We start from the raw sequence: 14,884 nt of genomic DNA on the forward strand, positions 1-14,884 counted from the left end.
ATGTAGGCCAGGCGGTCCGCCGGGTAGGCGGGATCCAGGGGCACGTAGGCGCAGCCCGCCTGCAGGATGCCCATGAGGCCCACCACCAAGCGCTCGGAACGCTGGACGCACAGCCCCACCAGGGTGCCGGGAGTGGCGCCGGCGGCGACGATCTTGCGGGCGAGGGCCGCCGAAGCCGCCGCCAGCTCGCCATGAGAAAGCGTGACCTCGCCGCAGAGCACCGCCGGGGCCTGGGGATCTTTTTCGCCGGCTCCGAAGACCAAGCTGTGGACCGTGTCCTGATCCGGATAGGAGCCGAGCTCGCCGCTCCACTCCTCCAGCAGCTGCCTGCGCTCCGCCGCGGTGAGCAGGGAGAGCTCGCTCAGCCGGCGCTCCGGCTCCCGGGCCATCTCCAGCAGGAGGGTCTCCAGATGTCCCAGCAGGCGGTGGATGGTGGCGTCGTCGAAGCGGCTGCGCTGGTATTCGACGATGAGGGGCAGCTGCGGCCCGGGCATGGAGCCCAGGAGCAGCGGGAAGCTCGCTTCCTCGCCGATGTGGAAGCCGGAGACCGAGAGGCCCTCGGCGCCGTCCGCCAGGGATTCGTCCAGGGGATAGTTCTGGAAGGAGACGGAGCTCTCGAAGAGGGGCTGGCCGCCGCCGATACCGCTCCACTGCTGGATCTTGGCCAGCGGCGTGTACTCGTATTGGCGAGCGGTGAGGCGCTGGCCCTGGAGCCGGCGCAGCCAGGGCACCAGCTCTTCGTCCTCCTCCAGCCAGGCGCGCACCGGCAGGGTGTTGAGGAAGAGCCCGATCATGCCCTCGACGCCGGCCAGATCCGCCGGACGGCCGGAGCCGATGGCGCCGAAGACCACGCTGTCCTCGCCGCTGTAGCGAGCCAGAAGCAGCGCCCAGGCGCCCTCCACCAGGGTGTTGACGGTGAGGCGATGGCGCACCGCCACCGCCGACAAGGACTCCGTGTCGGCGGTGGAGAGCAGGCGCCTCTCCTCGTGGCTGCCGGTGGCGTCACCGCGCCGGCGATCGACCCCCAGGGGCGTCGGGCCGGTGACGTCGGAGAGCAGACGGCGCCAGAAGCCTTCCGCCTCGTCCAGATCCTGCTGGGCCAGCCAGCGGATGTAATCCCGGAAGAGAGGATGGTGAATCTCCACCAAGGGGGAATCGTCCACCAGCGCCTGGTAGCGCTGGAGCACATCCTGGAGTACCAGCGGATAGGACCAGCCGTCGAGGATGATGTGGCTGAGGGTCCACAGGAAGAAGATCTCGTCGTCGCCCCTGCGCACCAGGGTCAGGCGCATCAGCGGCGCGGCGTCGAGCTCCACGGGCCGACGGCGATCTTCCCGCCGAAGCTCTTCGAGCCGGCGATCCTGCTCGTCCCGATCCAGCTCGGTCCAATCCTCCACCGCCACCGGTAGCTCCGCGGCGCTGTGTACCACCTGCAGCGGCTCGGCGGTGTCGCGCCAGCGGAAGGAGGTGCGCAGCATGGGAATGCCCGCCACCACATCGGCCCAGGACCGACGGAAGGCATCGACGTCGAGGGCGCCGTGGAGGGTGCAGGTGATCTGCACCAGGTAGGCCCCGGGCTCGTCCACCTCGTGAAAGAGCATCCCCTGCTGCAGCGGCGACAGGGCGTAGATGTCGTCGACCCCGGCGCCGCCCGGCGCCAGGCGGTCGAGCTCCTCCTGGGTGACCTGGGCCCAGGGGAAGTCGGAGGGCGTGAAGGCCCCCGCCGCCGGATCCAGGCAATGCTCGACAATGCGCTCCAGATGCCCTTCGAAAGAGGATTCCAGGGCCTCCAGCTCTGCCGCCTCGAGGAAGCCTTCGCGGACGATCCAATGCACCTCCAGCACCCCGTCCACCGTCGCCGCCTCCACCAGCAGACCGACGCCGCGGTCCAGAGGCGGATCGGAATCCAGGGCCTGATCGAAGCTCAGGGCGGCGCTGGAGACCAGGGGATCGAGGACCTTCCACTGCAGGCAAACCTGGGGCGGAGTCCCGGCGGCGTCCTCGAGCCCGTGATGGCGCAGCAGGCCGTAGAACAGGCCGTCCCGGGGCGCTCCGCGATGGGCTTCTTTGGCTTCCTTGAGCAGCTCGCCCAAAGCTTCCACCGGGGACTGGCCCGAGGCATCCTCCGGCGGTACCTCCAAAGTCAGCGGGAAGAAGATGTCGAAATGGCCCACGGAGCGGGTGAAGTCGGTCTCCAGGCTGAGGGCTTTGCGGCCGTCCACGTCCAGCCCCAGGCGCAGCCGGCGCTCCTCGCCGTGCTCCGCCAGCGCCGCCGCCAGAGCCGCCACCAGTAGTTCCACCGGTTGCAGACGGTAGGGCTCCAGAGCCGGACCGAGAAGGCGCTCGGTGAGCTCCCGGCTGAGGCTCTGAGCTCCCGCCCGCCGCACCGCGCCGGTCACCGGCCGCTGCGGGAAGAGGGGCACTACGTCCGCCCGGGCGCGCCACCACGGCGCCTCCTGGCGAAGCTCGTCGGAGCCGCCGCGGGCCATCAACACCTCGCTCCACTGTTTGAAGGAGCCGCTCTTGGCCGGCAGCTGCACCGCGGTGGTGTCGCGGTAGTGGCGGTAGAGAGTGTCCAGATCGGCGATGAGGAAGCGCCACGACGTGACGTCCATCCCCAGGCGGTGGGCCAGTAGCAAGAGCCGCCCGCCGCCGCTGCCATCGAGGAAAAGCAGGGCGCGGAAACCGTAGGGCCAGGCGGCGGCGACCCGCGAACGGGCGTCCTCCGCCACCTCTCCTTCGCGCTCGGAGCGCTCGGCGTCGGAGAAATCCCCAAGGTCCAGCACCTCCAGCGGGGTCACCACATCCTCGCCGCCGAAGACCAGCTCGCCCTCGGGATTGCGGCGCAGGCGCAGGGCGTCGTGGTGCAGCTGCAGCCGCGCTACCGCCGAGGTCAGGGCCTGGGTGTCCACCGGTGCTTCCAGCCGCAACCAGCGGCCCACCACCAAGGCCTCCGGCGGGTGCTCCCCCTCCAGCAGCTCTCGCTGCACAGGCACCGGCGCCATGGTGCCGGTGACCAGCCCCTGATCCGGACCGAGGCTGGGGCTGGGCGCGTCCAGCCCCGCCAGCTCCGCCACCGTCGGATGCTCGAAGATCTGCCGCGGGCTCAGCGTGACGCCCTGGGCCTTGGCTCGGGAGACGATCTGGATCGACAGAATGGAGTCGCCACCGAGATCGAAGAAGCTGTCGTGGACGCCCACCCGCTGGGTCTTGAGTACCGCGGCGAAGATCTCCGCCAGCAGGGTCTCGCGGCGGTTGCGGGGAGCCACGTAATCAACCCCCAGGTCACCGCGGGCGATCTCCGGCGCCGGCAGCGCCCGCCGATCCACCTTGCCGGTGGGCGACAGGGGCAGCTCCTCCAAAGGAATGAAGAGGGCCGGCACCATGTAATCCGGCAGCCGCTCCTCGGCGTAGGCCCGCAGCTCGGCGGTGGAGGGTGCCTCCTCGCCGCGCTCGGCCACGGTGTAGGCCACCAGTCGGCGGTCGCCGGGGCTGTCCTCCCGCGCCATGACCACCGCTACGCCGACCTGGGGATGGCCACCGAGGACTGCTTCGATCTCCCCCACCTCGATACGGAAACCGCGGATCTTCACCTGCTGATCGATGCGGCCGCGGAATTCCAGCACCCCGGACGGCAGCCAGCGGGCCAGGTCGCCGGTGCGGTACCAGCGCACGCCGTCCACCTCGACGAATTTCTCCTCCGTCAGCTGGGTGCGGTTGCGGTAGCCGCGGGTGACCCCGGGGCCACTGATCCACACTTCGCCGGGGACCCCCACCGGCACCGGCACACCGAAGGCTCCCACCAGCCGCAGACCCACCCCCGGCAACGGCCGGCCGATGAGGGCCTGGTCGCCGAGATAGGGCCGGGGCACGGCGTAGCTGGCGCACACGATGGTGGCCTCGGTAGGACCGTAGAGGATCACCACCCGGGCGGCGGGGAAGACCTCCTGGGTGTCGCGGATGAGCTCCGCCGGCACCCGGTCGCCGCCGAGGAAGATGCGCCGCACGCCGGCGGTGCGGCGCTCGAAGCCGCCGGCGGCGCGCAGATCGTCCACCAGCTGGCGCATCAGCGTCGGCACGGCGTGGATCAGCGTCGCCCGCTCCAGCCGCTGCTCCAGCTGCGCCAGGTCGAGAACGTCCTGGCGGGTCTGGATCAGCACCGTACCGCCGTTGAGCAACGGCGCGAAGCATTCGAAGAGGGAGATGTCGAAGGCGAAGGAAGCCATGTAGAGCATGGCGTCGCCGGCGTGGAAGCCGAACTCCCGCCCCACCTGGGTGAGGGTGTGGGCCAGGTTGCCGTGCTCCACCTCCACCGCCTTGGGCCGGCCGGTGGTGCCGGAGGTGTAGATCAGGTAGGCCAGGTCCTCGAGACCCGGGCTATCCGGCCAGTCTTCCGACGGCAGGTCCTCCGACGGCAGGTCCCGCCACTGGGCCGCATCCGCCTCCAGATCCACCCGCACCACGCCCTCCGGCAGTGCCCGGGCGCGGTTGGGCCCGGCCAGGACCACCGGCGGCGCGCTGTCCTCGACGATGAAGTTGAGGCGGTCCTCCGGATAGGACGGATCCAGCGGCACGAAGACCCCTCCGGCCTTCCAGATCGCCAGGGTGCCCACCACCATGTCCAGAGAGCGGCGCACGCACAGGCCGACGGTGACCCCGGGAGCCACTCCCAGACTGCGCAGATGGCGGGCCAGGCGGTTGGCGGCGCGGTCGAGGTCGGCGTAGCTCAAGCGCTGGTTGCCCAGCTCCAACGCCAAGGCCGCCGGCCGCTGGGCCGCCTGCTGCTCGAAGAGGCGATGCACCGGCTGGGTAACGGGGCGGCCCATGGCGGTGTCGTTCCACTCCACCAGCAGCTGCTGGGCCTCCACCTCGCTCAGCGGCGAGAGATCCCGCAGCCGCGCCCAGGGATCCTCCGCCATGGCGGTGAGCCAGCGGTCCAGCAGACCGAGCAGGCGGCGAACGCTCACCGCCTCCAGCCGCCGGGCGTCGTAGGCCAACTCCAGCCGCAGCTGATCCAGGGGATGGACCACCAGGGTCAGGCCGTAGTGGGGGCGCTCCTCGGTCCGGTAATCCTCCACCTTGATCAGCGGCGAGGCTTCCAGGGCCTTGGCCACGGGGTAGTTCTGGAACACCAGGAAGCTGTCGAAGAGGCTCTCGCCGGCGGCGAGCTGGCTCCAGCGCTGGATATCCGCCAACGCCGTGTGCTGGAACTGACGCTGCTCCGCCTGCCGCTCCTGAATCTCCCGCAACCAGCCCAGGACCGGGCGGTTGGGGGCCACCTCCACCCGCACCGGCAGGGTGTTGATGAACAGGCCGACGATGGCTTCCACCCCCGGCAGATCCGCCGGACGGCCGGCGACGGTGCCGCCGAAGACGACGTCGTCCTCGCGACTGTAGAGGCTGAGGAGCAGCGCCCAAGCACCCTGCACCAGGGTGTTGATGGTGAGCTGGCTGCGCCGGGCCAAGGCTCCCAGAGCGGCGGTGGCCTCGGCAGAGAGCTCCGCCGTCTGCTCGCCGTGGACCGGCGGTCCCGGCGGTGCCGGGCGGTCCTCCGGCAGCGGCGTCGGATCGGTGAAATCCGCCAGCTGGCGGGTCCAATAATCCCGCGCCGCGGCGGGGTCCTGCTGCTGGAGCCAGGCGATGTAGTCGCGGTAGGGCTTGGCGGCGGGCAGCTCGACGGTCTCGCCGGTGACCCGCGCGCCGTAGCTGGCGAAGAGATCCTGGAAGAGCAGCGGCAAGCTCCAGCCGTCGAAGATGCTCTGGTGGAAGCTCCACACCAGCTGCCAGCGGTCATCGTCCAGCCGCGCCAGCAGCAGCCGCTGGAGCGGCGCCCGGTCGAGCTCGAAGCTGCTCTGACGGTCCTCCTGGAGGTATTCCTGCACCTTTTGCTCCACCGCCGGCGCCGATTCCTCGCGCCAATCCTCGATGGCGGCGGGCAGCTCGGCGCGGCGCTGTACCAGTTGTAGCGCAGCCTCCAGGCCGTCCCAGCGGAAGCTGGTGCGCAGCACCGCACGGCGCTCCATGACGTCCTGCCAGGCGCCCAGGAAGGCGTCGAGGTCCAGGTCGCCTTGGAGGCGGCAGAGCACCTGCGCCATGTAGAGGCCCGCCTGGGGAGAGTAGAGGGCGTGGAAGAGCATCCCCTTCTGCAGCGGCGAGAGGGGATAGAGATCCTCCACCTCGAAGCCCTCTTCGTCCCCTGCCCCCTCCGCCAGCAGCGCCTCCAGCTGCGGCTGGGTGAGATCGGCGCCGCCGCGAGAGATGGGGGCCTTGGCCAGGGGGAAGTCGGACGGGGTCCAGGCGCCAGCCTCGGGGCTCTTGCAGTGGTCCACCAGCTCCGCCAGGGCGTCCAGCAGCTGCTGCGCCAGCCCCTCCACGGTGCCGCGGTCATAGACCTGGGAACCGAAGGTCCAGGCCACCTCGAGCTCGTCGTCCCGGACTCCGGCATTGATCACCAGGCGATGGCTGCGCCGCTCGCCGGGGGCCACCGGAGCGCCGATGGGAGTCTCCACCAGGCGCAGCGGCGGCTCGCCGCCCTCACCAGTCCCTGCCGCAACACGGCCGACGTAGTTGAAAAGCACCTCCGGGTGCGGCAGCTCGGCGAGGCTGCGGGCGAGGTCGGAACCTTCGTTCTCGGCGGCGGGCGGCAGAGAGCTCAACAAGCCGTGCCCCAGGCCGGCCCCGGGGATGGAGCGCAGCTGCTCCTTCACCGCCATCAGCCGCTGCCCCGGCCCCTCTGCACCGCGCAGATCCAGCAGCACCGGTACCAGAGCAGTAAACCAGCCGACGGTGCGGGAGAGGTCCAGCCCCTCCCCCATCTGCTCCTCGCGGCCGTGGGCCTCCAGCTCCACCAGCTGCAGCTCCTCGCCGGTCCAGCGGGCGAGGACTGCGCCCAGGGCGCTGAGGAGGGCGTCGTTGATGCGGGTGCGGTAGGGCTTGGGAACCTCCTGGAGCAGCGCCGTGGTGGTCTCGGCATCGAGGCGCACGGTGACGGTCTCGGCATCACCCTCCAGATCCTCGGCGTCGTCATGATCCACCGGCAGCGTCTGCACCGCGGCGCGCTCCGGCGCCAGCCAGTAGTCCGCCTCCAGAGCCAGCGCCGGCGACGCCGCGCCCTCCGCCAGGACCTCCGCCCAGGTTTGCCAGGAGGTGGTTTTGGGCGGCAGGGCGGGTTCCTCCCCCGCCGCCAGCTTGCCGCCCGCCTCCACCAGATCCTCCAACAGGATGCGCCAGGAGACGGCGTCCACCGCCAGGTGATGGCAGGCCAGCACCAGCAGCTCGCCCGCCATCGGGTCACCGGCGCTCCGGCGGAACAGCACCGCCGAAAGCAGGCGCCCGGCGGCGATGTCCAGCCCGGCCTGCAGGCCCTGGCCCTGGCGCTCCAGGGCTGCGGCCTGATCCGCCTCCGAGAGGGCCGTCAAATCCACCACCACCGGCCCCGGCGAGGGCACCTGTCCCGGTGCCGCCAGCTCCATCTGCCAGCGGCCTTCGGCGCTGCGAAGATAGCGGCCGCGGAGGGCGTCATGGTGCTCCAGCAGCCGCTCCAGGGCACCATCCAGCACCGCCGGCGACAGCGCCTCGGCGAGCTCCACCGCCACCGGCAGGGTGAAATGGTCGTAGCCATTGCGCTCGCCGTCCAAGAACCAGCGCTGGATCGGCGTCAGCGGCGTCGCTCCGGTCACCGGTCCCTGCTCGGCGCGGGCTCCTTCGCCCCCGGCCACCGCCGCCAGACCGGCGATGGTGGGATGCTCGAAGAGCTGGCGGGCGGTGATGCCCAAGCCCTCGCGGTTGGCCCGGGCGGTGATCTGAATGCTCAGGATGGAGTCACCACCGAGCTCGAAAAAGTCGTCGTGGACGCCGACCTCCTCGAGCCCCAGCACCTGGCGCCAGATCTCCGCCAGCTGGCCTTCCAGCTCGCTGCGCGGCGCCACCCGCTCCCCGGCCACCAGCTGCGGCACCACGTCCACCTCCGGCAGCGCCCGGCGGTCGACCTTGCCGTTGGGGGAGAGGGGCAGTGCCTTGAGGGCCACGAAGCGGCTCGGCACCATGTAGTCCGGCAGCTGCCCCGCCAGGTCCTGGCGCAGCGACGGGAAGCCGGCGTCGGCGTCCTCCTCGCCCTCGTCGCTGAGGGTGAGGAAGGCCACCAGGCGGGCATCGCCGGCGGGGCCGGGACGGGCCACCACCACCGACGAGCGCACCGCCGGATGCTCCTCCAACGCCGCCTCCACCTCTCCCGGCTCGACCCGGTAGCCGCGGATCTTGAGCTGGAAGTCGGCGCGGCCGAGGAAGTCCAGCTCGCCGCCGGCGCGGTAGCGGGCGCGGTCGCCGGTGCGGTACATGCGGGCGCCGGGCTCGGCGGCGAAGGGATCCGGCACGAAGCGCTCGGCGGTGAGGTCCGGCCGCCCCAAATAGCCCCGACCGACGCCGTCGCCGGCGATGTAGAGCTGCCCCACCACCCGCGCCGCCACCGGCTGCAGATCGCTGTCGAGAACATAAAGACGGGTGTTGGCCACCGGCCGGCCGATGGGCAGCTCGTAGGCCGGAGCGTCGGCGGAGCTCAGGCGGTGCAAGCTGGAGGTGACGGTGGTCTCGGTGAGGCCGAAGACGTAGAGCAGGTCGATGCCCCAGCGCTGCCAGGCCGCCAGCCGCTCCGCCTTCGGCCGCTCGCAGCCCAGGAGCAGGAAACGCAGAGACTCCGGCGGCGTCTCGCCCCGGGCCTCGAGGTCGTGGACCCATTGATGCCAGAAGGCCGCCGGCAGCTCCAGGCCGGTGATGCGGTTGTCCGCCACCACCCGCTCCAGCTCCTGCAGCGAGAGCAGCAGATCCTCCCGGTGGAGCACCACCGCGGCCCCCGCCAGCAGGGTCGGGAAGACCTCCTCCACCACCACGTTGAAGCCCAGGGAGGCGAATTGCAGCACCCGGTCCTCGGGCTCGAGGCGGAAACGGTGCACCATGTCCAGGCTGTAGTTGACCACCGCGCGGTGGGGGATCAACACGCCCTTGGGAGCTCCGGTGGAGCCGGAGGTGTAGATGGCATAAGCGAGGTTGTCGGGCCCCGCCAAGGGCTCCGGATCCTCCTCCGAGAGCTCTGCGCCGGACTCCTCGGCAACCTGGGGGGAGATCTGCGGCAGCTGCGCCGCGGCGAGGGCCGGCAGGCGCTCCAGGACCTCGTCCCGGGCCACCAGGAGCGCCGCACCGGAAGCCTGCACCAGCCCCGCCAGACGGTCGTCGGGGTGCTCCGAGTCCAGCGGCAGGTAGGCGCCGCCGGCCTTGAGGATGCCCAACATGCCCACCAGCAGGTCCGGCGAGCGCTCGACGCACAGCCCCACCACCACCTCCGGTCCGACACCGGCGCGGCGCAGGGCGTGGGCCAGGCGGTTGGCCCGGCGGTTGAGCTCGGCGTAGGTGAGCTCGTCGGCACCGTCCACCGCCGCCGTCGCCTGCGGCGTCGAGCGCACCTGCCGCTCCACCAGCTGGTGCAGGTTGAGGTCCCGGGGGTACTCGGTGACGCTGGCGTTCCACTCCACCTCCAGCTGGTGGCGCTCGCCGTCGGTGAGATGACTCCACTCCCGCACCGGCCGGTGGGGATCCACCACCGCCTGCTGCAGCAGATGTTCCAGGTGCCGGAGCAACCGGCGGGCGGCGTCGGCGGAGACCCGGCGCAGATCGTGCTCCACCTTCAGGGCCATGGCCGGACCGGGGATGGCCACCACCATGATGGGGAAGCCGGGATCCTCGTGAATCTGGAAGCCCTGGAAGCCGAGGCTGCCGGTGTGCTCCGCCAGGGCTTCGTCGAGGGGATAGTTCTGGAAGCTGAGGCAGGTCTCGAAGAGCGGCTGGCCGGCGGTGACGTCGCTCCAGCGCTGGATCTCCACCAGCGGTGTGTACTCGTATTGGCGCGCGTCCAGCTGCTCCCCCTGGAGCTTCTGCAGCCAGGTTACCAGCGGCGTGTCGGGCTCCACCGCCACCCGTACCGGCAGGGTGCTGACGAACATGCCGATCATCCCCTCGACCCCCGGAAGAGCGGCGGGGCGGCCGGATCCGATGCTGCCGAAGACCACCTCCCGGCGGCCGCTGTAGCGCGCCAGCAGCAGGCCCCAGACCCCCTCCACCACCGCCGCCGCGGTGAGGTTGTGGCTCGCCGCCAGTGCGTTGATGCGACTGGAGAGCTCGGTGCCGAGATCCAGGTGCACCTCGGCGTAGGGCTCATCATCCTCCGCCGGGGCCTCGGCGACGCCGTCGATGCCCAGGGGCGTGGGCTCTTCGATGCCCTGCAGGCGGCGGCGCCAATATTCTTTGGCGCGGTCCAGATCCTGGCGGCGCAGCCAGGCGATGTAGTCGCGGAACGGCCGGCGCTCTGGAAGCTGGGGTTGGGGAAGCTGGGGTTGGGGAAGCTGGGGTTGGGGAAGCTGGGGTTGGGGAAGCTGGGGTTGGGGAAGCTCCGGCTCGGGAGCGCCCGCCACCGCCGTCTCGTAGAGGGCGATGACCTCCTCCAGCACCAGCGGATAGGACCATCCGTCGAGCAGCAGATGATGCAGGCTCCACAGGAAGCGGTACTCCTCCTCCGCCACTCGCACCAGGGTCAGCCGCATCAGCGGCGGACGACTCAGGTCGACGCCCTGACGGCGATCCTCCTCGAGGAGGAAATGCCAGCGCAGCTCCCGGGTCTCGGCGTCGAGATCGCTCCAATCCTCCAGCCGAAAGGGCACCGCGACCCGACGCCCCACCACCTGCAGCGGCGTCGGGGTGTTCTTCCAGGCGAAGGCCGAGCGCAGCACCGGGTGACGATCCGCGACCCCCTGCCAGGCGGCCTCGAAGGCCGACGCATCCAGCGCCCCCAGGAGGGTGCAGGTGACCTGCACAAAATAGGCTCCCGGTTGCTGGATGTCGTGAAACAGCATCCCCTGCTGGATCGGCGACAGGGGATAGGCGTCTTCGATTTTTTTCTTGGCCACGGTATCGCTTCCTCACCGGCCCCGAGGCCGGTCTTTCCGTCGAGCGGTCTGCCGCCGGTGCGCTCCCTCGAGGAAGCCGCCGGGCAACGAAAGATGCGGGTCGCCGGCTACTCCGTGCGCAGGGCGACCAGGGGGTCGAGGCGTGCCGCGCGGCGGGCCGGCAACAGGCTGGCGATGGCCGCCGCGAGCAGGAAGAGCAGCGCCACGCCAAAGAAGGTCAGCGGGTCGGTGGCGTCGATGCCGTAGAGCACGCTGCTCATGAAGCGCGTCAGGAAGAACGCCGCCACCACACCGATGGCCACGCCCACGCCGGCAAGCTCCAGGCCCCGCTTGAGGATCAAGGTCAGCACGTCCTGCTGCTGCGCCCCCAGCGCCACCCGCAGACCGATCTCCCGGCGCCGCTGGGAAACGAAGTAAGCCAGCACGCCGTGGATGCCGAGCACCGCCAAGACCAGCGCCAGCCCGGCGGCCAGCGAGATCAGCAGAGTGTTGAAACGCCGCTGGGAGGTGGAGTCGGCGAAGCGCTCCGCCATGGTGGTGATGCCGGCGATGGCCTGAGTGCCGTCCACCGCCCACACCGCCTGGCGCAACTCGTCGGTGAGGCCCAGGGGGTCAGCCCCGGCCTCGGTGCGCAGGACGAAGCTCACCTGGCGGTCGAAGGAGTGCTGGGCGTAGGGTACGTAGACTTCTTCCCGCGCTTCCGCCTGCAGGCCATAACGCTTGATGTCCGCCACCACGCCGACGATCTCGCGATACTCCTCGGAGACTCCCGGCACCATCACCCGCTTGCCCAAGGCCTCGTCCCCGGGGAAGTAGTGACGGGCGAAGGCCTCGTTGACGATCAGCACCGGCAGACTGTCGGCGCGATCCTGGGGCCCGAAGGTACGGCCGGCCTTGAGGTCGATGCCCATGGCCTGGAAATAGCCCGGGCTCACCGAGTCCATGCCGGCACCGTCGGGCACTCCCGGCGTCGGCGGCCGGCCCTCGATGATCACCCCCTGCTGCTCCTCCCGCCCGCTCAGCGGCAGGGAGGTGATGTAGGCCACGTCCTGGACCTTGGGAATGCGTTCCATCTCCTGCTTTAGGCGATCGAAGAAGTTCAGCTGCTGAGGCCCCGAAGGGTAGGAGCCGTCGGGTAGGGCGATGTCGGCGGTGAGGGTACCGGCGGGGCGGAAGCCCGGATCCACCTTCTGCAGCTGTTGAAAGCTGCGCACCGTCAGGCCGGCGCCGATGAGTAGCACCAGCGCCAGGGCGATCTCGACGATGACGAAGGCGGAGCGCAGATTCTTCAACCCGCCGCCGCCGCTTCCCATCCCCTCCTTCATCACCTCGCTGAGCTTGGCGTTGGGGGTTTGGAGCGCCGGCAGCAGCCCGAAGATCAGGCCCGTAGCCACCGCCACAAGGAGGGTGAAAACGAGCACCACCGGATCCATCTGGATCTCGTCGATGCGCGGGATACCGGCGGGCCGCAGGCTCTTCAAGGCGGCGATGGAAGCCGCCGCCAGCAACAGACCGGAGACGCCGCCCACCAGCGCCAGCACGATGCTCTCGGTGAGGGTCTGACGGACCAGACGCCAGCGGCCGGCCCCCAGAGCCTGGCGCATGGCGAATTCCTTCTCCCGCTCCGCCGCCCGCGCCAGCAACAGGCTGGCGACGTTGGTGCAGGCCACCAGGAGCACGAAGGCGACGACTCCGAAGAGCACCCACAGGGAGCCCCCGACGTCACCGACCACATAGTCCCGCAGCGGAATCACCCGAATCCCCCACTGCCCTTGCATGCCGAAATCCGCCGCCATGCGCTGGGCGATGCCCTCCATGTTGGAGCGCGCCTGCTGGACGCTGACGCCGTCCCGCACCCGCGCCACCACCAGCTGCGACAGATCCATGCGCTCCAGGAGCTCCTGGGGCTGGAAGACCCGCGGCACCCAAAGGTCCGCATCGATGAGGAATTCGAAGCCCGGCGGCGCCACTCCTACGACTTCGTAGCTCTTGTCGTCGAGCTGGATGGTCTTGCCCACGAGCCCCGGATCGGAGCCGAAGCGGCTCTGCCACAGGGGATAGCTCACCACCACCTCGTTGGCCGCCCCGGCCTCCTCCGCCGAGGCCCGCAGCACCCGCCCCTGGGACGCCTGGATCCCCAGCACCTGGAAGAAACCCGGGGTCACCCAACCGGCGCGAACGGAGCGCGGGTCGCCGGTGCCCTGGAGCGTGAAGGAAGCGACGCTAAAGGCCGCCATCTCCTCGAAGACCTGATTCTGCTCGCGCCAGTCGGTGAAGTTCAGCGGCGACACCGGTGCCTCGTCCACCCCCGCCTCCGGCAGGCTCTGCCAGAGCATCACCAGCTGCTCGGATTGGGGATAGGGCAAGGGGCTCAGGAGCACCCCGTGGATCACCGAAAACACCGCGCTGTTGGCCCCGATACCCAGGGCCAGAGTGACCACCGCGGCGATGGTGAAGACAGGGCGCTTCCAAAGCACTTTGAGCGAGAATTTGAGATCTTGAATCAAGGATTCCATGACGCTACCTCAGGGCAAACAACGAACGATCAATCGACGGCGAATCCGAGCCTCACTCCGTGGGCATCTCGAAGATCTCGTCGGAGAGCTCCGGATTGACCGTGATCTCCTCCCAGACGATGGACTGGCGATAGCCCGCCTGGGCGATCTCGGTGGAGCGCTTGAACGGCCACAGGCGGCCGCCCACCTCGCGGTAGTCATCGAATTGGCGCCGCTGCTTGACCGTCTCCCCCATGATCAGGCGATCCTCGAGGGTCTGGGTGATGAGGAAGGTCTCGGGATCGAGGATGAAATCCTTCTCGTCACCGTTGTCGAAGGCGGCGTGGAGCTTGTATCCCTTGTCGGTCTTGCCCACCACCTCGACCTGATAGCCATCCTCCTCATAGCCCACCAGCACGCCGGAGATGTCGGCGTCACGGCGGAAGGACGGCAGCTCCGCCTCGTCCATGGGGGTCGGATCGGTCTTGCCCATGGCGGCGGCGATCTCCCACGCCATGGAGCCGTTGAAGCCGAAGACGGTGCGCGAGCCCTGCTTGTCGATCTCAAGCTTGTAACGCTCGCCGTCGCGAATGGAGACGGTGATGGGCACGCCGGAGTAATCCGGCGAGGTGATGGCGCCCTGCATCTGCACCGACTGAACCGCGTCCAGGGCCTCCTGGCCGCCGAGAGCTTCGACGTGCTTGGCGAGAATCTCTTCGAGGCTCAGATCCGACGGCTGGACCTGTTCCTGCACCGGCTCCGGCGCCGCTGCCTCCGGGCCGGGGGGCTGACAGGCGACAAGACCAATGGACAGGACGAGACACAGGGGTAGCAAGGACTTCATAGTACTCTCCGAAGAAATATCTACAGGTAGCCTGCCGACGGCGGAACACCGGCCGTCGGCGAGGAGTGTGTGCTGATCGAGACCGAGGCGGGCCTTGAGCGCCACCTCAAGATGTTTTACGGATTTTCGGCCTTCTGGACGCCACGCCCTCCAGCGGGATGACCACCGAGAACGCAGTTGATTCTATGAACGGGCCTCATCATCGCAGGTTCCAATTCCGCGAATTCGCTGTCACGTCCTCGCCAAAAACCCTAACGGCGCTCCGTATCGAAACGCTATACAACGGCTGGCCAGCCATGGGCCGAGCCACATCATGAGACTGGCTGAGCGGCGCCGGGGGAACCGGAAATCGGGACCGGGAGCTCGGCGGATGAGGATCGAATGAGCCTGGCCGGAATTCAAACCGCCCGGCCGGAACAGAGCGCGTTGAACGTGAACGCGCCCAGCAAAAGCGAGCCGAGCCCCTTCGAAGCGAGCCCGACCTAAGCTCAGGAGTATGGTACCGGCGGGCTGTACCGAGGAACGAGACGCCAAGCGGCCCCACCCCTCTCGGCCGCGCATGGTAACAGAACCCTGACCGGGAATCATCGCCG

General features: G+C 69.6%; 3 protein-coding genes. All 3 read right to left on the minus strand.

What is annotated here, in order from left to right; all coding sequences use genetic code 11:
* On the minus strand, positions 1–10,952 hold a 10,952-nt coding region (locus tag SX243_05465; GenBank protein MDY7092408.1), incomplete at its 3' end, for an amino acid adenylation domain-containing protein.
* A gap of 107 nt (positions 10,953–11,059) precedes the next feature.
* Positions 11,060–13,468: an ABC transporter permease gene (locus SX243_05470; GenBank protein ID MDY7092409.1), complete on the minus strand. Its 2,409-nt coding sequence runs from the start codon at positions 13,466–13,468 to the stop codon at positions 11,060–11,062.
* A gap of 52 nt (positions 13,469–13,520) precedes the next feature.
* Positions 13,521–14,291 carry a hypothetical protein gene (locus SX243_05475; GenBank protein ID MDY7092410.1) on the minus strand — a complete coding sequence of 257 codons (771 nt, stop codon included), beginning with the start codon at positions 14,289–14,291 and terminating at the stop codon, positions 13,521–13,523.
* Positions 14,292–14,884 lie beyond the last annotated feature (593 nt).

The sequence above is a fragment of the Acidobacteriota bacterium genome (assembly GCA_034211275.1).
Taxonomy (GTDB): Bacteria; Acidobacteriota; Thermoanaerobaculia; order Multivoradales; family JAHZIX01; genus JAGQSE01.

Coding starts and splice junctions, on each gene's coding strand:
- SX243_05470 (MDY7092409.1), bottom strand. CDS start 13,468: ATGGAATCCTTGATTCAAGATCTCAAATTCTCGCTCAAAGTGCTTTGG.
- SX243_05475 (MDY7092410.1), bottom strand. CDS start 14,291: ATGAAGTCCTTGCTACCCCTGTGTCTCGTCCTGTCCATTGGTCTTGTC.